This is a genomic window from Microbacterium rhizophilum, from assembly GCF_039605615.1.
GTDB lineage: Bacteria > Actinomycetota > Actinomycetes > Actinomycetales > Microbacteriaceae > Microbacterium > Microbacterium rhizophilus.
On record NZ_JBCNUN010000002.1, the window covers coordinates 516,069 to 535,580 of the forward strand.

A 19,512-nucleotide genomic window follows, 5' to 3' on the forward strand; every position below is an offset into this window, starting at 1 on the left:
CTATGCGACGGGATACAGCCGATCCGCCTGGTGGCGCTTGCGCGCCGCGAGCTGCTTGGCCTTGTCCGCGAACGACGGGTCCACCGTGGCGTCCTCGGAACATACGGGGTCGCCCGCCTTCACGACGGTCCACCCGGTGCCGAGGTCAAGCAGAGCGCTGTGCGCCGCGTCGTAATGCCCCCCGCGGCCGGCCAGGACGAGCCCGGCCGCGCCCGCGGCCGCGGCCAGCAGGTGCGCGTGGATGCGCGAGGTCAGCCACTTCTGCCCGGCGCGGGCCGGAAGCCCGTCGGCCCACAGCCCACCGAACGTGTAGAAGCGCGAGTCCGGTCGCGACAGCCCGCGGAAGTGATGATCGTCCGGCGGATTCGACTCAGCGAATCCGACGCTTGCCGCGCTGATACCCGCGAGGAAGCCGTCGATCGTGCCGAGCACGGCATCGTCCTCCCACTCGCGCAGGTCGCCCTGCACGAGCACCATGCGGTCGGGCGTGGGCCGGCGGTCGTACAGCGGCCGCTTCAGAGCCAGCGCGAGGAAGGCGTCGTCGAGGCCGAGCCCCACGCCCATCGCCTCGGCCGTGGCCTCGTCCCGGGCCTCCACGGAGGCGAATGCGGCGAGCCGATCCTTCGCCCAGGACGCGAGCGGCTCCTCGAGCGGCATGACGTCGAGGCCCGTGGCGAAGGCCGGCACTCCGAACTCCTCGCGCACGGCCGCGATGGCCGAGAGCAGGCCCAGGTTGTCCTGCCACACGCCGTTCACGTACCCGCCGCCGAGCAGGTGGATCGACGCGACCCCGCGCAGCGCCCGCAGACCCGCGTCGAACCGAGGCGAGCCGAGGTCGCGCACGATGCGCGTCACGCGCTCGGCGTCGGCGATCGGATCATGCGACTCGCTGCCGAGAGCGAGCTCCCACAGCGTGCTGGTGGTCCTCAGGCGCGGGTGCGATCCGGCGAACAGGTGCGACGCCCGTCCCGGGTGGGGGCAGTCGAGCCACACGGTGCGCTCGGGATGGCGGGCGGCGAGGTATTCGAGCCACGCGCGGGTGATCAGCTCGTCGCCGTAGTTGGGGTGACCGGCGGTCGAGACGAGATACAGCGGCTTCTGCGGCAGGGGCAGCGAGCCGGTGACGGGGGTCGCGGGCGTCTTCGCGCGCGGCGCGCCGAATAGCTTCATAGCGGGGGATGCTCCAGGGACGGGACGGCGCGCCCGGATCGGGGTGGGCGCACGTCGGGAACCGTGCACCCGGACACGCTCACAGAAAACCTACAGCTTGCCCGGCGGCACCGGTAGCAGGCCGACTCCGGCGTGTGCGGTCAGGCCACCGGGTTATCGGCGTTGTACCTGTCGACGACCTCGGCGATCGGCGCGTCGAGCGCGAGGCCGTGATCGCGGATGTACAGCCCGCGCGTGCAGAACCGCCGCAGGTCCTTCTCGTTGTGGCTCACGAAGAACAGCGTGCGTCCCTCCGCCAGCAGCTCGTCGATGCGCCGGTAGCACTTCGCGCGGAACGCCTTGTCACCCACCGCGAGCACCTCGTCGACGAGCAGGATCGGCTCGTTCAGCTGCGACACGACCGAGAACGCCAGCCGCACCTTCATGCCGTTGGACAGATGCTTGTACGGCGTCTCCTGGAAGTCCTCGAGCTCCGCGAACGCGATGATCTCGTCGTAGCGGCGCGCGATCTCGGCCCGCGGCATGCCGTGCAGGCCCGCGGTCAGCCGCACGTTCTCGCGCACCGTGAGGTCGCCGACGAAACCCCCGGTGAGCTCGATCAGCGGCGCGACGCCCGCATTGACACGGACCGTGCCCTCATCCGGCAGCAGAACTCCCGCGACGAGCTTCAGCAGCGTCGACTTGCCCTGGCCGTTGCGGCCGACCACGCCGATCGACTCCCCCGGGCGCACCGTGAACGACACGTCGCGCAGCGCCCAGAACTCCCCCGGGCGGCTGCGCCGCGAGGAGTCGGCGAACATGTCCTTGATGCTGCGACGGCCGCGGCGGTTGCGGCGGAAGTGCACGCCGAGGCCCGCCACCTCGATGGCGGGCTCACCCGCTGCGACCGCGTCCCGCGGAGCCATCACAGCTCCTTCAGCAGCGGACGCTCGAGGCGGCGGAACACGAGGATCCCCAGCCCGAGGAAAAGCAGGCACATGACCGCGGAGACGATCACGGCGAACGGATCCCACAGCACCGCCCAGTCGTCCGCGAAGAACCCGACGCGGTACAGCGTGAAGATTCCGGCGAGCGGGTTGAACGCCATCAGGTCCGCGAAGACCCCGGGCAGGTCGGCCACGCCGTAGATCACGGGCGACGCGTAGAAGAGCGCGCGCAGGATCAGCCGCGTCGTCCGCTCGAGATCCGTGAACAGCACGCACAGCGGCGCGACGAGCAGCCCGAGGCCGACCAGCAGGATCGTCTGCAGCAGCACGCCGACGGGGAACAGCATCAGGCCCCATCCGACGTGCGCGCCGCCGAACACCGCGAACAGCGCGAGCACCGGCAGGGCGAACAGGAACTCGATGCCCTTGCTCAGCACGATCCGGTTGACCCAGATCGAGCGCGGGATCGCCGTGGACCGCACGAGCTTGGCGTCCTTGTTGAACGCGCGCGTGAAGTCCGTCACCGCAGAGTTGAACCACACCCAGGACAGCAGCGCCGTGATGAGGAACACGATGTACGGCTCGACGCCGACGGTGCGGTGGAACACCATCGTGAAGACGAACCAGTAGATCGCGCTCATCACGAGCGGATCCAGCACCGACCACAGGTACCCGAGCCAGCTGGTGGCGTAGCGGACCTTCAGGTCGCGGCCCGACAGCAGCCACAGCGCGTGCAGGTACCGCCGGGGCGTGCCCGGCGCGCCGATCACGGCCTCGGACGGCACTGCGGGGATCGACACGGGACGGCGCGCCTCGGTCAGGCGTTCAGCTGGTTGTTCCACATCGACAGCGCCGAGCCGATGGCCATGTGCATGTCGAGGTACTGGTACGTGCCGAGGCGGCCGCCGAAGTGCACGTCCTGCTCGCCCTTCTGCAGCTCGCGGTACGCGAGCAGGCCCGAGCGGTCGTCGGTCGAGTTCACCGGGTAGTACGGCTCGTCGTCGCGCGTGGCGAAGCGCGAGAACTCGCGCATGATCACCGTCTTGTCGTCGGGATAGACGTCCTTGCGCTCCGGGTGGAAGTGCTTGAACTCGTGGATGCGCGTGTACGGCACGTCCGCGTCCGGGTAGTTCATGACCGAGGTGCCCTGGAAGTCGCCGACGTTCAGGACCTCCTCCTCGAAGTCCAGCGTGCGCCAGGACAGCTCCCCCTCGGCGTAGTCGAAGTAGCGGTCGACCGGGCCGGTGTAGACGATCGGCACCTGGCCGACGAGCGCCTTCTTGTTGAGGGGCTGCGACTCGTCGAAGAAGTCGACGTTCAGCTTGACGTCGATGTTCGGGTGATCGGCCATCCGCTCGATCCACGCGGTGTAGCCGTCGGTCGGCAGGCCCTCCCACGTGTCGTTGAAGTAGCGGTTGTCGTAGTTGTAGCGCACGGGCAGGCGGCTGATGATGTCGCCCGACAGCTTCTCGGGGGAGGTCTGCCACTGCTTGGCGGTGTAGTGGGCGAAGAACGCCTCGAACAGCGGGCGGCCCACGAGGGCGATGCCCTTCTCCTCGAAGTTCTGGGCGGTCTTCACGTCGAACTCACCCGCCTGCTCCTTCACGAGCGCGCGCGCCTGGTCGGGCGTGAGCGCCTTGCCGAAGAACTGGTTGATCGTGTGCAGGTTCACCGGCAGCGCGAAGACCTGGTCGTCGTGCGTCGAGTACACGCGGTGCACGTAGTTCGTGAACGTGGTGAAGCGGTTGACGTACTCCCACACGGTCGGGTTCGAGGTGTGGAACAGGTGCGCGCCATAGCGGTGCACCTCGATGCCCGTCGTGGGCTCGTTCTCGCTGTACGCGTTGCCGCCGATGTGGTGGCGGCGGTCGATGACCGTGACCTTGCGCCCGGCGTCAGCCGCGCGCTCCGCGATGGTGAGTCCGAAGAAGCCGGAGCCGACGACGAGCAGATCCATACGTGTATACGCCTTTACGTGGGGAACAGGTCAGCCGCGACCGCGGTCGGCGACGCCCCATCCTATCCGGGGGCACCTCCGAGGCCGCCCAGGCGCGCGCCTCAGACCCTCCCCAGGGCCCGCTTGGTAGACTCGCTCGCCGGGTTGCGGCCCGCCGAAGCCGCGATCTCCGCGCTCTCGCGCCCGAGGATTCCCCCAGGAGCAGCATGAAACTCGTCATCCAGATCCCGTGCCTGAATGAAGAGGCGACCCTGCCGCTCGTCCTCGAGACGATGCCGAAGCAGATCCCCGGCATCGACGAGATCGAGATCCTCGTGATCGACGACGGCTCGACCGACCGCACGATCGAGGTCGCCCGCTCGTTCGGCGTGCGCCACTTCGTGCACCACACGCGCAACATGGGCCTGGCGCGCTCGTTCCGCGACGGCATCGAGTACGCCCTCGGCGTGCTGGGCGCCGACATCGTGGTCAACACCGACGGCGACAACCAGTACCCGCAGCAGATGATCGGAGAGCTCGTCCAGCCGCTGCTGCGCGGTGAGGCCGACATCGCGATCGGCGACCGCCAGACGGCGACCATCGCGCACTTCTCGCCGTTCAAGAAGGCGATGCAGCGGGTCGGCAGCAAGGTCGTCAACTTCGCCGCGGGCACCGAGCTGCCCGACGCCGCAAGCGGCTTCCGCGCCTACTCGCGCGCCGCGCTGATCCGGCTCAACATCGTGACGCAGTTCTCGTACTGCATGGAGACGATCATCCAGGCCGGCAACAAGCGCCTGAAGATCGCGAGCGTGCCGATCACGACGAACCCGAAGACCCGCGAGTCGCGGCTGTTCACGAACATCTTCCAGCACATGGCGAAGTCGGGTCAGGCGATCCTGCGCAGCTACATCATGTTCAAGCCGCACACGATCTTCACCACGCTCGGCGTGCTGCTGCTGCTCGGCGGGCTGATCCCGTTCCTGCGCTTCCTGATCCTGAGCTGGATGGGCGTCGCCGGCGACCACATCCAGTCGCTGATCCTCGGATCGTCGCTGCTGGTCGGCGCCCTCCTGTCGTTCGCGCTGCTGATCATCTCCGACCTGCTGCGCACCAACCGCGTACTGCTCGAGGACACGCTGCAGCGGCTGAAGGAGCTGCAGTACGGCGCCGACGCCGCCCGGCCGCAGGACGTGCAGCACGTCACGCTGCCGCCCGTGGACCCGCAGTCGGCGATCGCCGAGAGGCCGATCGCCGACGCGCCCGTCGCAGAGGTGGAACCGGAGCCGCTTCCCGCGGAGCGAGCGGCGGAGAGCGCGGGATCGGCGCGGACGACGTCGTGATCGTCTCGTTCGGCACCTACGACGCCGTCAAGCATCCCCGCGTCGGCATCGTCGTCGACGGGCTGCGCGAGCGCGGCGAGGAGGTGCGCGAGCTCAACCATCCGCTCGGCTTCAGCACGGCCGAGCGCGTGCGGATGCTGAAGCAGCCCTGGCGGCTGCCGGCGTTCGCGTGGCGGCTGCTCACGTGCTGGATCGCGCTGCGCCGCGATGCGCGGGCGATGCTGCGCTCGGGTCTCGTGCCGGACGCGGTGCTCGTGGGCTACATGGGCCACTTCGACGTGCTGCTCGCGAGGCGCCTGTTCGGCTCCGCCGCCCGACCGGGACGTCGCCGCTCGACCATCGTGCTCGACCACCTGATCTTCGCGGGCGACACGGCGCAGGATCGCGGAGCGCAGGGACTGCGCGTGCGCCTGCTGCGAGGCCTCGACGCCCGCGCGCTGAACGCCGCCGACATCGTGCTGGTCGACACGGTCGAGCACCTCGAGATGCTCCCGGATCGCCGCAAGGGCGTGCACGTGCCGGTGGGCGCGCGCGCGGAGTGGTTCGCCGCGCGCTCCGGGACGCCCCGGGATGAGGCCGCGGAGCTGTCGCTCGTCTTCTTCGGCCTGTTCACGCCGCTGCAGGGCGCTCCGACGATCGCGAGGGCGCTGCGCCTCGCGCGCGAGCGCGGCGCGGACTTCACCGCGACGATCGTCGGCACCGGTCAGGACTACGACGAGGCGCGCGCCGCCGCGGGCGACCTCGCGGGAGTGACGTGGGTCGACTGGGTCGACGCGCACGAGCTTCCGGCGCTCGTCGCCCGCCACGACGTGTGCCTGGGCGTGTTCGGCACGTCCGGCAAGGCACGTCGCGTGGTGCCCAACAAGGTGTACGAGGGCGCGGCGGCCGGCTGCGCGATCGTCACCGGCGACACCCCGCCGCAGCGCTCCGCGTTCGGCGACGCCGCGCTCTACGCCGAGCCCGGTGACCCCGCGTCCCTCGCCGCCGTGATCGCGGAGCTCGCCGGATCGCCCGAGCGCGTCGCGGCCGCCCGCGCCGCCGCGGCGGCGGCGGCCGAGGGCTTCCGTACCCGCGATGTCGTCGCGCCGCTCCTCGAGCGTCTCCGCCCGAGCGGCGGCAGCGCCCGATGAAGCGCATCCTCGGGATCCTCCGCTCCCCCGCCGTGAAGTGGGCGTTCCTCGCGATCGCCCTGGGCTTCGCGGCGTGGTTCGTGGCGAGCCGCTGGCCCGAGATCGTCGCGGCGCTCGCGCGCCTGCCGCTGTGGGCTCTGCTGGTGGCGCTGCTCGCGTGCGCCGTGTACGTCGCGCTCACGCTCCAGTCGTGGCGCGGCATCCTGCACGATCTGGGTCATCCGATCGGGATCCGCCCCGCCGTGGCCCTGTTCGGCGTGAGCCAGCTCGGCAAGTACATCCCGGGCGGCGTCTGGAACATCGCCGCCGCAGCGGATCTCGGACGCGCGCACGGCATCCCGGCGCGTCACTCGGTCGCCGCCATGACCCTGGCGCTGCTGATCTCGCTGGTGTCGGGTGTCGGCATCGGGGCGCTCGGCTTCGTGCTCGCTCCCACTCCCGCGCTGGCCGACTGGGCCTGGCTGATGTGGTTCGGCGTGCCGCTGCTCGTGCTGCTCGTGCCACCGGTCATGAACCGCCTGATCGGGTTCGCCTGGCGCCTGCTCCGCCTCGAGCCGCTCGACGGATCGATCGCGGGCCGGACCGGCGGAACGCTCTCCACGCGCGGCGTGGGCGCCGCGACCGCGTGGGCGGCGCTCGCGTGGGTCGTCGCCGGCATCGCCGTGGCCGTGCTCGCGATCGGCCTCGGCGCGCCCGCGACGTGGCACACGGTCGTGCAGTGCATCGGCGGCTACGCGCTGGCCTGGGTGATCGGCTTCCTGTTCGTGATCGCCCCCGCGGGCGCCGGCGTGCGCGAGCTCGTGCTGGCGGCGGCCCTGGCGGGCACGCTCGCGTCCGCCGAGATCGTCACGCTCGTCCTGCTCAGCCGCCTGCTGCTCACGGCCGTCGACCTCGGCTTCGCCGCCGCGGGCGCCGTCGAGACCCGGATCGCGCGCCGCCGGATGGGGGCGGCCCGGTGAGCCGCGGCCTGCGGATCCGCGCCGCCCTCGAGCACGTCGCGCTCGTCCTGCTGGGGCTCGGCGGTCCCTTCGCGTACGCCATGGCGTCGCCGATCTACTCCAGCGGCGACGAGGCCGCGCACGTCGACTACGCGCTGCAGGTCTGGCACGGCCACCTGCCCGTCTTCGAGGACGGCCTCGAGCTGCGCAACGCGGTGGGCGTGCATCCGCCCGTGCAGTGGACGTCGCACCACCCGCCCCTGCTCTACCTGCTGCTGTCGCCCTTCGTGGGACCGCTGGCCGACGCGGGCCACATCGAGGCCGCCGGCATGGCCGGGCGCTTCGTGATGGTCGCGCTCTCGGTCGTGCTGCTGTACACGGTCCGCGGCATCGGCCGCCTGCTGGTCCCGGACGTCGCGGGCGTGGGCCTCGCCTCGGCCCTGGTCGTGGGGCTCTCGGTGTGGTTCGTGCGCCTCGGCGGCTCGGTCTACACCGACACCCTCGCAGCGCTGGTGAGCGCGCTGGCGTTCTACGCGCTGCTGCGCCTCGCGCGCGGCACGACGCCCGTGCGCGACAGCGTGCTGTTCGCGCTCGCGTGCGCCGGCTGCGCCCTGTCCCGGTTCTCGCTGCTGCCCGTGGCGATCCTGTTCGCGGTCGCGGCGATCGTGATCGGGCATCTGCCGGGGCCGCTGCGCCCGAGGCACGCGTGGCTCGCGGCCGTCGCCGCCGGCGTCGCCGTGGTCGGCTCCTCCCTGTGGTTCTACCTGCGCAACATCGCCCTGACCGGGAACGCGAGCGGCGGGCACCCCGACTGGGCCGCCGAGCACACCAGCCGCGTGGCGCGTCCCGCGCCGGATGTCGCCGCGGATCCGTCCTTCTGGACCGTGATGTCCGAGCAGTTCTCCGTGGGCACGTACCCGGCGCTCCCCCGCGCCCTCGAGGCGTCCTGGCCCTGGACGCTGCTGCTGTTCGCGCTCCCGACGCTGGTCGGCATCGTGCTGTTCGTCGTCCGCGCGCTGCGCGGGCGCGGCGACCGCGCCGTGCGGATCGTGCTGCTGCTCACCGCCCTCGCGGTGTGCGGCGGCGTCGCGATCATGCAGATCCTGCACACCGCCGGCGGGGGCAGCGCGTTCGCCCGGTACTTCTTCGCGATGCTGCCGTTCCTCGCGCCCCTGCTCGTGCTGCCGCTGCTGTGGCTGCGGGGCCTTCCGCTGGTCGCCTGGACGCTCGCGCGCGCGATCCTGCTCGGCCTCGAGATCGCGGCGACCCTTGCGCGCCAGCTGCGCGGGGCTCAGGCTGCCATCTATCCGGAGTGGACCTGGCTGGGCTTCGGAGTCGCGATCGCCGGGGCCGTTCTGGCGCTCGCCGTGCTCGTCGGACGGCGCCGGCGGACGGAGCCGGCATGACGCAGGACGAGCATCACGAGGAGCTGCCCGGCGGCGCCGAGCAGGCGATCGGCGGCGGCGCGGCGCCCGACGGCCCGCTGCTGCGCCTCATCAAGGACCGCCGCATCGCATTCCTCGTGGTCGGCGCGATCAACACGGGCGTCGGCTTCGTGTGGTTCATCCTGTTCTCGCTCCTGTTCGAGGGACTCTGGCCGCACACGTGGCTGGCGACCTTCCTCACCATCATGTGCGCCCATCTGCTCAGCACGATCTCCGCGTTCGTGCTGATGAGAAAGGCCGTGTTCCGCGTCACCGGGCACGTCTGGCTCGACTTCGGGCGCTTCCAGCTCGTGTACCTGGTCCCGCTGCTGCTCAACCACCTCGTCGTGCTGCCCCTGCGGATGGGGCTCGGGATGAACCCGATCCTCGCCCAGTTCCTGTTCACGTTCGTGACGGCGGTGTTCAGCTGGTTCGGCCACAGCCGGTTCTCGTTCCACCGTCGCAAGGAGGAGCAGTGACCGATCCGAGGCTCAGCGTCGTCGTCCCGGCGTACGAGAACGGCCGCACGCTCGCCGAGACGCTGCGCTCGATCCTGGATCAGGACGTCGCCGGCATGGAGGTGGTCGTCGCCGACCACGCGTCGTCCGACGACACGCTCGACGTCATGCGGACGTTCCAGGACGACCCGCGGGTCGTCCTGCTCGAGACCGAGGCGGGCGGCGGTGCGGGCCGCAACTGGAACCGCGTGACGGACGCCGCACGCGGGGAATTCCTCAAGCTCGTGTGCGGCGACGACGTGCTGCGCCCGGGCGTCCTCGCGCGCCAGGTCGACCTCCTCGAGCGCACGGGCGCGGTCATGACCGCCTGTCGCCGCGACGTGATCGACGCGAGCGGCGCGGTGCTGCTGCCGGCGTGGGGCCTGCGCGGCGTCGACCGCCGCATGCCCGGCGCGGAAGCCGTCCGGCATGCCGTCCTCGCCGGATCCAACCTGTTCGGCGAACCGGCCTCCGTCATGATGCGCCGCGACGTGCTCACCCGCACGGGCGGCTGGAACGACCGGTTCTCGTACTTCATCGACCAGGCGACGTATACGCGCGTCCTGTTCGAGGGGGATTTCGTGCCCGACACCGAGGTCGGGGCCACGTTCCGGATGAGCGACGCCCAGTGGAGCGTCGCGCTCGCGTCCCGCCAGGCGGCGGAGGCGCGCGAATACCACGCGTGGGTGCGCGAGACGCACCCCGAGGCGCTGTCGGGCCTGGATCGCCGCATCGGCGACGTGCGGGCGGCGCTGATGGCCCGTGCCCGGCGCCTCTCGTATCGTGTGCTGAAGAGGAGGATGCGATGACCGAGCCGTACATCCATCGGATCAGCGTCGTGATCCCCGTCTATCAGGGCGAGCGCACGCTCGACGCCGTGATCGAGGAGCTGCGCCCGCTGACCGAGGGCTTCCGCTCCCCCGGGGGACGGGCGGCGCAGGTCGGCGAGGTGATCCTGACGTACGACCGCGGTCCGGATCGCTCCGACACCGTGATCCGCCGGCTGGCGGAGACGCACTCGTGGATCGTGCCCGTATGGCTCAGCCGCAACTTCGGCCAGCATGCCGCGACGCTCGCCGGCATGGCCAGCTCGGGCGGCGAGTGGATCGTCACGATGGACGAGGACGGCCAGCACGACCCGCGCGACATCGGCGGGCTGCTCGATGCCGCGCTCGACGCGCAGGCCGACCTGGTCTACGCCAATCCGGTGAACCGGCCGCCGCACGGTGCGGTCCGCAACACCGCGTCGCGCGCGTCCAAGCGCATCCTCGAGACCGTCTTCAGCGGCGGTCGCGCGACCGACTTCAACAGCTTCCGGCTGGTGCTGGGCGAGATCGGCCGCAGCGTCGCGGCCTACGCCGGCCACGGGGTGTACCTCGACGTGGCGCTCAGCTGGATCGCCGCGCGCACCGCGACGGCGGACGTGCGCCTGCGCCAGGAGGGCGAGCGCCGTTCGGGCTACTCGTACCGCCGCCTGTTCGGGCACTTCTGGAGCATGGTGCTGACCTCGGGCACGCGCGGCCTGCGCCTCGTGACCTACGCCGGCACGACGGTGTTCGTCGCGGGCCTGCTGTACGCGATCTACCTGGTCATCGCCCGCTCCGCGGGCGTCGTGCAGGAGCCGGGATGGACGTCGCTCATGGTGGTGCTGCTGCTGGGCCTCGGTCTCGTGCTGATGGCGCTCGGCATCATCGCGGAGTACCTCGGCGTGGCCGTCAGCACCGCCCTCGGCAAGCCCTCGTACCTCATCGTGCGCGATCCTGCGACCGGCCCACTGGCGAAGGCCGCCCCCGTCGCCCCGGCGGCGCCTCGCGACGGGTCCGCGGCCGCGTCGTGACGCCCCGGCGCTGGATCATCGGCCGAGGTCTGCTCGGCCGCGCGATCGCGCGCGCCCGTCCGGACGCGCCGTTCGCCGCGACCGTGCCGTGGAGCGATCCGGATGCCGCCGTGGCGGCCCTGGCGGACGGTCTCGCGCGCTTCGTCGCGTCGGCGCCCCCCGACCAGCCGCTCGAGATCACGTGGGGCGCGGGACGCGCCGTGACCTCCACGCCGCGCGAGCGCGTGTTCGAGGAGGTGAGCGTGTTCCGCGGCTTCCTCGAGGCGATCGGCACGATGCCCGACGCGGACCGCGCGCGACTGACCGTGATGCTCGCGTCCTCCGTCGGCGGCGCGTACGCCGCCTCTCCCGCGCCGCCGTTCACCGAGGACACCCCCGTCGCGCCCGCGTCCGCCTACGGCGAGGGCAAGCTCGCGATGGAGCGGGCGCTCGCGGACGCCACGGCGACGGGCGGATGGCACGCGGCCGTCGGCCGCATCACCAACCTGTACGGGCCGGGTCAGGACCTCACGAAGGGCCAGGGCCTGATCTCGGTGCTCGTGCGCGCCCACCTCACCGACACGCCCGCCTCGATCTACGTGCCGCTGGACACCCTGCGCGACTACATCTACGAGGACGACGCCGCGCGCCTGATGTCGGCCATCGCGCTGCGTGCGGCGGGCACCCCCCCGGGGACCACCACGGTCAAGATCGTGGGCACCGGCGGCGCGGTCTCGATCGGCGCGCTGATCAGCGAGCTGCAGCGGCTGCGCCGCCGGCGCGGCACGATCGTCCTCGGCGGCGGCGACGCGCGCGGTCAGGCGCTCGACCTGCGCGTCCGCTCCCGCGTGTGGCCCGACCTCGACGGGCTGGTCCGGACGACGCTCCCCGAGGGCCTCAGCCGCGTGTACGCGGCGCAGCTGGCGACGCTGTCGCTGCGCGCCGGCGCGTGACCAGGCGCCCCACGAGCCACCCCGCCGCGACCAGGATCCCCAGCGCGGCCGCCGACACCAGCAGCGGCAGGCCGGGCGGCTGGAAGCGCACCGTGACGACATCGCCCGCCGAGGCGCCCGCGACGTCGACCGTCAGCAGCCAGTCGCGCGTCGGCGCCGCCTCGGCCGCGCCCTCGACGCGGTAGCCCGGGTAGTCGAGCCGGCTCAGCACGACGCGGCCGTCCGATCCCACCTCGTCCACGCGGAAGCTCACGGCGGTGTCCGAGACCTGCGCCTCGCTCACCGCGGTCCCGTCGCCCGTCCACACGACACCGCCGGCGGGAGGCAGGGGATCGTCGCGCTGGAAGAGCCACGTGAACTCGCCCGCCCGCTCCAGGTGCCACCCCGCGGGGGCGTCCGGCTCCTCCGGGAACGTCCCGCGCATGGCGATCACCGTGCTGACGCCCATGAGATCGCTGACGCGCTCTCCCGTGTCCGGGTCGATGCTCCAGAGGGTGGCGAGCCCGTCCGCGCACGTGTTGCCGCGCAGATCCATGCACAGGTCCTCGACGAACGCGGAGTACGGCAGCACGGTGTAGAGGTTCGACACGTCGGTCTCGCTCAGGTACCAGAGGTTCGCCAGCAGGCGCTCGCTCCAGGTCGCCGGGTCCCGCTGGCCGGCCGAGGCGTTGCCCACCACCATCGCGTCGCCCCGCGGGTCGCTCAGCACCTCGCGCATCGCACTCACGGACGGCACGGCATTGCCGGGCAGCGGGGTGGTCGGCATCGCCACGACCTGAGCGGCGACCGACACCGCCGAGACGACCACGGCCCCGGACACGAGCACGGTCGTGCGCACCGCGTCCCGCCACGGGCGCCGGCCCACGAACACGATCCCCGCGAGGATCGCGAGCAGCCCGGCCGTCGTCGCGCCGATCCCGCGCCAGTCAAGGGGCACGTTGCCGAGGTTCAGCAGGGCGAGGGCGACGATCAGCGCGACGGTCCAGCGGATCCGGGTCTTCGAGATCTCGCGCCAGCGCGTGCGCGAGGCGGCGACGGCGAACAGCACGAGCGCCGCGAGCGCGAGATACGGGATGAAGCGCAGCGGCCACCGGACCGCGGCGATGTGGCTGGGCGCCAGGATCGCGATGAGCGTCGCGGTGCCGAAGGCCAGCAGTGGGACGCAGCGCCGGATGGCGGCGCGCGACAGCGGCAGCACGAGGAGGAAGAACGGCAGCAGCCACGCGATGTACATCAGCGGGGCCTGCGTGACCTCCCCCGTCCAGAGCATCACGCCCTTCTCGAGGACGCCCGGAGGGGCCGGGACCTCCCCCTCCCAGGTGCGGATCGTGCCGGTGAGCGTGGGACCTGCGGCCGCCGCGACGTCCGTGAGGTCCGCGTTCAGGAAGAACCAGTTGCGCACCACGAAGTCGCCGCGCTGCGTGACCGGGGCCGTGAGGACACCCGGGAGGTAGACGAGCACGGTCCAGGCGGCGCCCCACGCCGAGGCCAGGAGGCTGCGGAGGATCCGGATGCGGTCGCGCCGCCAGATGGCGCGGACGAGCGACTCGACCAGCACGCCGACGAGGGCGATCACGCCGAAGATGTAGCCGAACGCGACCAGCACGTAGCTCGCCGCCAGGTACGGGATCGGCGAGCGCCCCGCCTCCACGGCGCGACGCAGCGCCCACCACACCCACGGCAGCAGCGCGGCGTTGAACAGCCCGGTCGACCAGGACGCGGCATCCATGTACACCGTGAAGCCGCCGAGCGGCACCAGCACCGCGGCGAGCGCGGCCCAGGGGCGCGCGGCGGTGAAAGAGCGTGCCAGCAGATACGCGCCGAGGCACATCAGCACCAGGAAGGCGACCTTCACGATCGTCGCGAAGACGACCGGATCCTCGCTCGCGCGCGCCCCCAGCGCGATCAGCCACGTCAGCGGGTTGAACAGGCCCCACTGCCCCTCGGCCAGATAGTTGCCCGCCTGCCACGCCGACGGCTCGAGCAGCGGGATCCGCCCCTGCCGCAGCAGGTCGCCGAGCTGCCACCACTGCCCGAACGAGCCGAGCTGCGTGTCGTCGGCGAAGTAGAAGTGCGGATCGCCCGCGAGCCGGGCCAGCGCGAGCAGCACGGTGATGACCGCCGCCGCGACCGGCCAGAGGATGCGCGTCAGGCGAGGGTTCACGGTCACCGATGCTAACAACGCGGTTCCCAGCCGGCCTGCACGACGGCGTATGACACGATGGTCGAGTGAAGGGCATCATCCTCGCCGGCGGTTCGGGCACGCGTCTGCATCCGATCACGCTGGGCGTCTCCAAGCAGCTCGTGCCGGTGTACGACAAGCCGATGATCTACTACCCGCTGTCGACGCTGATGCTGGCGGGCATCCGGGACATCCTGGTCATCACCACGCCGCACGACGCCGCCGCGTTCGAGCGGCTGCTCGGCGACGGCTCGCAGTTCGGCGTGTCGATCACGTTCGCGCAGCAGCCCTCCCCGGACGGCCTCGCGCAGGCCTTCACGATCGGCGCCGACTTCATCGGCGACGACAAGGTCGCCCTGGTCCTGGGCGACAACCTGCTGTACGGCCCCGGTCTCGGCGGCCAGCTCAAGCGCTTCGCGGACGTCGACGGCGGCGCGGTCTTCGCCTACTGGGTCGCCGAGCCGAGCGCGTACGGCGTGGTCGAGTTCGACGAGACCGGCAAGGCCGTCTCGCTCGAGGAGAAGCCCGTCGAGCCCAAGAGCAACTACGCCGTGCCGGGCCTGTACTTCTACGACAACGACGTGGTCGAGATCGCGCGGAACCTCGAGCCCTCGGCGCGTGGCGAGTACGAGATCACCGACGTGAACGCCGCCTACCTCGAGCGCGGGAAGCTGAGCGTGGAGGTGCTGCCCCGCGGCACCGCGTGGCTCGACACCGGCACGTTCGATCAGATGACGGATGCGGCCGACTACGTGCGCACGATGGAGCGCCGCACGGGGCTCAAGATCGGCGCGCCCGAGGAGGTCGCCTGGCGGTCGGGCTTCCTCACCGAGGACGAACTGCGCGAGCGCGCGCAGAAGCTCGTGAAGTCGGGGTACGGCACGTACCTCCTGGAGATCCTGGAGCGTGGACGCTGATGGCCCGTCTGCTCGTGACCGGCGGCGCCGGCTTCATCGGCTCGAACTTCGTCCACCACGTGGTGGAGCACACGGACGACCACGTCACGGTGCTGGACAAGCTCACATACGCGGGCAACCGCGCCTCGCTCGCGGGGCTCCCCGAGGACCGCGTGACGTTCGTGCAGGGCGACATCGCCGATCCGGACCTCGTCGATGCGCTGTTCCGCGACGCCGATGCGGTCGTGCACTACGCCGCCGAGTCGCACAACGACAACTCGCTGAACGACCCGCGGCCGTTCCTCGACACCAACATCATCGGCACGTACACGCTGCTGGAGGCCGCGCGCCGGCACGACGTGCGCCTGCACCACATCTCGACCGACGAGGTCTACGGCGACCTCGAGCTCGACGACCCGCAGCGCTTCACGGAGTCGACTCCCTACAACCCGTCGTCGCCGTACTCGTCGACGAAGGCCGGATCCGACCTGCTCGTGCGGGCCTGGGTGCGCTCGTTCGGCGTGCGCGCGACGATCTCGAACTGCTCCAACAACTACGGGCCGTACCAGCACGTCGAGAAGTTCATCCCCCGCCAGATCACGAACGTGATCCGCGGGATCCGCCCCAAGCTCTACGGCAAGGGCGAGAACGTGCGCGACTGGATCCACGCCGACGACCACTCGTCCGCCGTGCTCACGATCCTGGAGAAGGGCGAGATCGGGCAGACCTACCTGATCGGCGCCGACGGCGAGGAGAGCAACAAGGACGTCGTCGAGCTCATCCTCGAGCTGATGGGCGAGGGACGCGACGCATATGACCACGTCGCCGACCGCCCGGGCCACGACATGCGCTACGCGATCGACTCGACCAAGCTGCGCACGGAGCTCGGCTGGCAGCCCCGCTACCAGGACTTCCGGTCGGGCCTCGACGCCACGATCGCGTGGTATCGCGAGAACGAGGCGTGGTGGGCCCCCGCGAAGGACGCCACCGAGGCGTTCTACGCCGCGCGCAACCAGTGACGGCCTGACGAGAAGATGACTGAGCTCGGCAAGCAGCTGGCTGCGACCACGACGCCCATCGAGGGCATGCTGCTGTTCGATCTGCCCGTGCACGGCGACGCGCGCGGCTGGTTCAAGGAGAACTGGCAGCGCGAGAAGATGGTCGCGCTGGGCCTGCCCGACTTCGGTCCCGTGCAGAACAACGTGTCGTTCAACGCCGAGGCGGGAGTGACGCGCGGCCTGCACGCCGAACCGTGGGACAAGTGGGTCTCGGTCGCGACCGGCCGCGTGTTCGGCGCGTGGGTGGACCTGCGCGAGGGTCCGGGCTTCGGGACCGTGTTCACGGCCGAGCTCGACCCCTCGAGGGCGATCTTCGTGCCGCGCGGCGTCGCGAACGGGTTCCAGACGCTCGAGCCCGCCACCGCGTACACGTACCTCGTCAACGACCACTGGTCGCCCGATGCGACATACTCGTTCGTGAACCTGGCGGACGAGACCGTGGCGATCCCCTGGCCGATCGCGCTCGACGCCGCCGAGATCTCGGACAAGGACCGCGCGCATCCGCCGCTCGCGGACGCCGCCTCCGTGCCCCCGAAGCGGATTCTCGTGGTGGGCGCCGGCGGCCAGCTCGGACGCGCGCTGCGCGCCGAGCTCGGCGACGCACCGCACATCGAGTACGCGACCCGCGCCGATCTCGATCTCGCCGATCCGGCGCTCGGCACCGCGCGCCGCTGGCGCGACTACGGCGCGATCGTCAACGCCGCCGCGCACACCGCGGTCGACGCCGCCGAGACCGCCGAGGGCCGTGTCGAGGCCTGGGCCGCGAACGCCGCGGGCGTCGCCGCTCTCGCGCGCCTGGCCACCGCGAACGACCTGACGCTCGTCCACGTGTCCACCGACTACGTCTTCGACGGCACGTCCGCGCGGCCCTATCGCGAGGACGACCCGCTCTCGCCGCTCGGCGTGTACGGCCAGACCAAGGCCGCGGGGGACGCCATCGTCGGCACGGTGCCGCGCCACTACATCGTGCGGACCTCGTGGGTCATCGGCGACGGCGGCAACTTCGTGCGCACCATGGCGTCGCTCGCCGAGCGCGGCGTCGATCCGTCCGTGGTGGACGACCAGGTGGGGCGCCTCACTTTCGCGGCCGACCTGGCGCGCGGCATCCGGCACCTGCTCGACACCCGTGCCGCCTACGGCGTCTACAACCTCACCGGCGCGGGTGAGCCGCGCTCGTGGGCGCAGATCGCCGCTCGCGTGTTCGAGCTCACCGGGCACGACCCCGCGCGCGTGACGCCCGTCAGCACCGAGGAGTACTTCGCCGGAGCCGACCGCGCCATCGCGCCGCGGCCGCGCAGCAGCGTGTTGGACCTCGCACGCATCGAGGCCGCGGGCTTCACCCCCCCGGACGCGGACGAGAGCCTCGTGCGCTACCTCGCGGCGGGCGACGGAGCCGCGCGGTGAGCCTGGGCCGGCCGCCCGCGTTCCCGGTCGGACTCGTCAGCCTGCCGCGCGCACAGGACCCGCGGAACCGGACGCGACTGTGGTGGATCATCGCGATCGCCGCGATCGCGCTGAACCTGGTGACGACCGCCCGGGTCGGCGCCACGGCGACGCAGCCCGCGTTCCCCTTCGACGAGCTGCACCTGCTCCAGCTCGCCCGCCTGCTCGCCGGCGACCCCATGCCCGAGTTCGGCTCGGGCGGCTACTTCCCCGCGTGGGGCATCCTGCTGACGCCGCTGTGGTGGATCTTCGACGAGCCCGAGCAGGTGTACGCCGCGGCTGCCATCGTCGGCTGGGTCCTCGCCGCGGCGACGATCTGGCCGCTCGCGCTGCTCGTGCGCCGCGTGCGACTCGACCTGCCGCAGGCGCTCACGGTGGCGGCGGTCGTCTCGACCCTGCCCTCCCGCACCGTCCAGGCGGACTACGTGCTCAGCGAGCGGCTGCTGTTCCTGGTGGTGGTGCTGACCGCGCTGGCGGCGTTCCGGCTCTGGGAGCGCACGACCTTCACGCGCGCCGTGGTGTTCGGCCTGGCGGCGGCGGCCGTGTACTTCACGCACATGCGCATGCTCCCGGTGGTGCTGGCGAGCGGCGTGTGGCTCGCGGCGCTGCTGCTGAAGCGCTGGCCCGTCGCGCTCGCGGGGCTCGTCACACTCGGGGCCGGCTACGTGCTGGCCGAGAAGATCGGCGACCGCCTGAACGACGTCCTGCTCGAGGGCGAGACGGGGCAGAGCGAGGGCGTGCTGCGCAACCTCGAGGACTTCCACCTCGGGTTCTTCGTGCGCGTCGCGCTCGGGCAGACCTGGAACCAGATCATCGGCTCGTACGGCCTCGTCGCGATCGGATTCATCGCGATCGTGGTGTGGGCGTGGCGCGAGGTGCGCCGCCGCCGGCTGGGCCGCGCGAGCTGGCTGTTCGGCGTGTTCACCGCCTCGTGGCTGCTCTCGGTCATCGCGTGGGCGAGCGACTGGAACCTGTGGGAGAACCCCTGGCGGCGCCTCGACGCGTGGATCTACGGCCGGTATCTCGATCCGGTCGCGGCGCTGGTGGTCGCGATCGGTCTGGCCGTGCTGGTGCGCGGCATCCGGACGGTCACCTGGGCCTGGGCGACCGCGGGCGCCGTGGCGATCCTCGCCCCCGTCGTGTTCTGGCTCGCACCGCAGGCCCCGACATGGGGCTGGGTGACCCCCGCGCACATGGGCGGCGTCCTGCCGTGGGGCTTCCTGCTCCCCCACGAGGTCTTCCCGCCGGGAATCGTGCCCTCGTTCACGAACGAGAACCGGTTCTGGCTGTGGGCGTCGCTGTCGGTGCTCGCGTGCCTCGTCGCATACCGGCTGCTGCGCCGCTGGGCGATCGCCGCCCCGATCGGGCTGCTCGTGCTGGCCGTGGCGGGCTCGGCGGGCGCGAACGACTGGTCCGACGACTTCCGCGGCCTGGAGCAGTTCGACCCGGCGGCGATCGCCTCGGTCGAGCAGATCGTCGACGAGTCCGGCGAGACGGTCGTCGGCTACGACTTCTCATGCGGACGCCCGGGCACCCTGCCGGGCGTGCCGTTCAACAAGCTCGCCTGGGGGCTGATGCCTGACGCCCTCGTCAAGCGCGTCGACTCGAACGGCGAGGTCCCCACGATGGACATCGTGGTCTCGTGCATCGGGGACTCGCCGCTGGCGGCGTACGGCGCGGCAGAGCTCGACGGCCCCGAGTTCTATTACAGCCGCATCTGGATCATGCCCGGCGCACTGCAGGACGAGCTGCGCGAGCGCGGCCGGCTGGTCGAGTGACCCTCCCGGCGACGACCGGATGACC

The 19,512-nt window shown here is 71.6% G+C and carries 17 protein-coding genes; 12 read left to right on the forward strand and 5 right to left on the reverse strand.

The window, feature by feature from the left end; all coding sequences use genetic code 11:
• The 4 genes from AAD528_RS06305 to glf all read right to left on the reverse strand — a co-directional run bounded on the left by AAD528_RS06305 (position 1) and on the right by glf (position 4,053).
• Positions 1 to 1,170 carry a polysaccharide pyruvyl transferase family protein gene (locus AAD528_RS06305; RefSeq protein ID WP_345751197.1) on the reverse strand — a complete coding sequence of 390 codons (1,170 nt, stop codon included), beginning with the start codon at positions 1,168 to 1,170 and terminating at the stop codon, positions 1 to 3.
• 140 nt (positions 1,171 to 1,310) lie between these two features.
• Positions 1,311 to 2,075 (reverse strand): ABC transporter ATP-binding protein, encoded by a 765-nt coding sequence (locus AAD528_RS06310; protein WP_345751198.1) that lies wholly within the window; start codon positions 2,073 to 2,075, stop codon positions 1,311 to 1,313.
• Positions 2,075 to 2,896 carry an ABC transporter permease gene (locus AAD528_RS06315; protein WP_345751199.1) on the reverse strand — a complete coding sequence of 274 codons (822 nt, stop codon included), beginning with the start codon at positions 2,894 to 2,896 and terminating at the stop codon, positions 2,075 to 2,077. The genes AAD528_RS06310 and AAD528_RS06315 overlap by 1 nt, the downstream gene beginning before the upstream one ends.
• A gap of 17 nt (positions 2,897 to 2,913) precedes the next feature.
• Complete coding sequence (gene glf / locus AAD528_RS06320; protein ID WP_345751200.1) at positions 2,914 to 4,053, reverse strand: UDP-galactopyranose mutase; 1,140 nt, start codon at positions 4,051 to 4,053, stop codon at positions 2,914 to 2,916.
• Between the two features lie 206 nt (positions 4,054 to 4,259).
• On the opposite strand from glf, the gene AAD528_RS06325 reads away from it, so the two are divergent.
• Genes AAD528_RS06325 through AAD528_RS06360 form a run of 8 tightly spaced genes read left to right on the forward strand, consistent with a single transcriptional unit; the run spans position 4,260 to position 12,130 of the window.
• On the forward strand, positions 4,260 to 5,372 hold the full coding sequence (locus tag AAD528_RS06325; protein WP_345751201.1) for a glycosyltransferase family 2 protein: 1,113 nt from the start codon (positions 4,260 to 4,262) through the stop codon (positions 5,370 to 5,372).
• Positions 5,369 to 6,502, forward strand: coding sequence for a glycosyltransferase (locus AAD528_RS06330; RefSeq protein ID WP_345751202.1), 1,134 nt, complete (start codon positions 5,369 to 5,371; stop codon positions 6,500 to 6,502). The genes AAD528_RS06325 and AAD528_RS06330 overlap by 4 nt, the downstream gene beginning before the upstream one ends.
• Complete coding sequence (locus AAD528_RS06335; RefSeq protein WP_345751203.1) at positions 6,499 to 7,461, forward strand: lysylphosphatidylglycerol synthase domain-containing protein; 963 nt, start codon at positions 6,499 to 6,501, stop codon at positions 7,459 to 7,461. Before AAD528_RS06330 ends, AAD528_RS06335 begins: the two co-directional genes overlap by 4 nt.
• Positions 7,458 to 8,846, forward strand: coding sequence for a glycosyltransferase family protein (locus tag AAD528_RS06340; protein ID WP_345751204.1), 1,389 nt, complete (start codon positions 7,458 to 7,460; stop codon positions 8,844 to 8,846). Before AAD528_RS06335 ends, AAD528_RS06340 begins: the two co-directional genes overlap by 4 nt.
• Positions 8,843 to 9,343, forward strand: a complete 501-nt coding sequence (locus AAD528_RS06345; protein WP_345751205.1) for a GtrA family protein — start codon at positions 8,843 to 8,845, stop codon at positions 9,341 to 9,343. Before AAD528_RS06340 ends, AAD528_RS06345 begins: the two co-directional genes overlap by 4 nt.
• Positions 9,340 to 10,170, forward strand: coding sequence for a glycosyltransferase family 2 protein (locus tag AAD528_RS06350; RefSeq protein WP_345751206.1), 831 nt, complete (start codon positions 9,340 to 9,342; stop codon positions 10,168 to 10,170). Before AAD528_RS06345 ends, AAD528_RS06350 begins: the two co-directional genes overlap by 4 nt.
• The gene (locus AAD528_RS06355; protein WP_345751207.1) at positions 10,167 to 11,198 is read left to right on the forward strand and encodes a glycosyltransferase; all 1,032 of its coding nucleotides are present in this window, start codon (positions 10,167 to 10,169) and stop codon (positions 11,196 to 11,198) included. Before AAD528_RS06350 ends, AAD528_RS06355 begins: the two co-directional genes overlap by 4 nt.
• Positions 11,195 to 12,130 (forward strand): NAD-dependent epimerase/dehydratase family protein, encoded by a 936-nt coding sequence (locus AAD528_RS06360; protein ID WP_345751208.1) that lies wholly within the window; start codon positions 11,195 to 11,197, stop codon positions 12,128 to 12,130. The genes AAD528_RS06355 and AAD528_RS06360 overlap by 4 nt, the downstream gene beginning before the upstream one ends.
• On the opposite strand, the gene AAD528_RS06365 is transcribed toward AAD528_RS06360, so the two are convergent.
• The gene (locus AAD528_RS06365; RefSeq protein WP_345751209.1) at positions 12,075 to 14,294 is read right to left on the reverse strand and encodes a hypothetical protein; all 2,220 of its coding nucleotides are present in this window, start codon (positions 14,292 to 14,294) and stop codon (positions 12,075 to 12,077) included. The two genes, AAD528_RS06360 and AAD528_RS06365, sit on opposite strands and share 56 nt — an antisense overlap.
• Positions 14,295 to 14,359: 65 nt before the next feature.
• On the opposite strand from AAD528_RS06365, the gene rfbA reads away from it, so the two are divergent.
• Genes rfbA through AAD528_RS06385 form a run of 4 tightly spaced genes read left to right on the forward strand, consistent with a single transcriptional unit; the run spans position 14,360 to position 19,487 of the window.
• Positions 14,360 to 15,229, forward strand: coding sequence for a glucose-1-phosphate thymidylyltransferase RfbA (gene rfbA / locus AAD528_RS06370; RefSeq protein ID WP_345751210.1), 870 nt, complete (start codon positions 14,360 to 14,362; stop codon positions 15,227 to 15,229).
• On the forward strand, positions 15,229 to 16,227 hold the full coding sequence (gene rfbB / locus AAD528_RS06375) for a dTDP-glucose 4,6-dehydratase (protein WP_345751211.1): 999 nt from the start codon (positions 15,229 to 15,231) through the stop codon (positions 16,225 to 16,227). Before rfbA ends, rfbB begins: the two co-directional genes overlap by 1 nt.
• A gap of 15 nt (positions 16,228 to 16,242) precedes the next feature.
• Positions 16,243 to 17,670, forward strand: coding sequence for a dTDP-4-dehydrorhamnose reductase (rfbD, locus tag AAD528_RS06380; protein WP_345751212.1), 1,428 nt, complete (start codon positions 16,243 to 16,245; stop codon positions 17,668 to 17,670).
• Positions 17,667 to 19,487, forward strand: coding sequence for a hypothetical protein (locus AAD528_RS06385; protein ID WP_345751213.1), 1,821 nt, complete (start codon positions 17,667 to 17,669; stop codon positions 19,485 to 19,487). The genes rfbD and AAD528_RS06385 overlap by 4 nt, the downstream gene beginning before the upstream one ends.
• Positions 19,488 to 19,512: the final 25 nt, after the last annotated feature.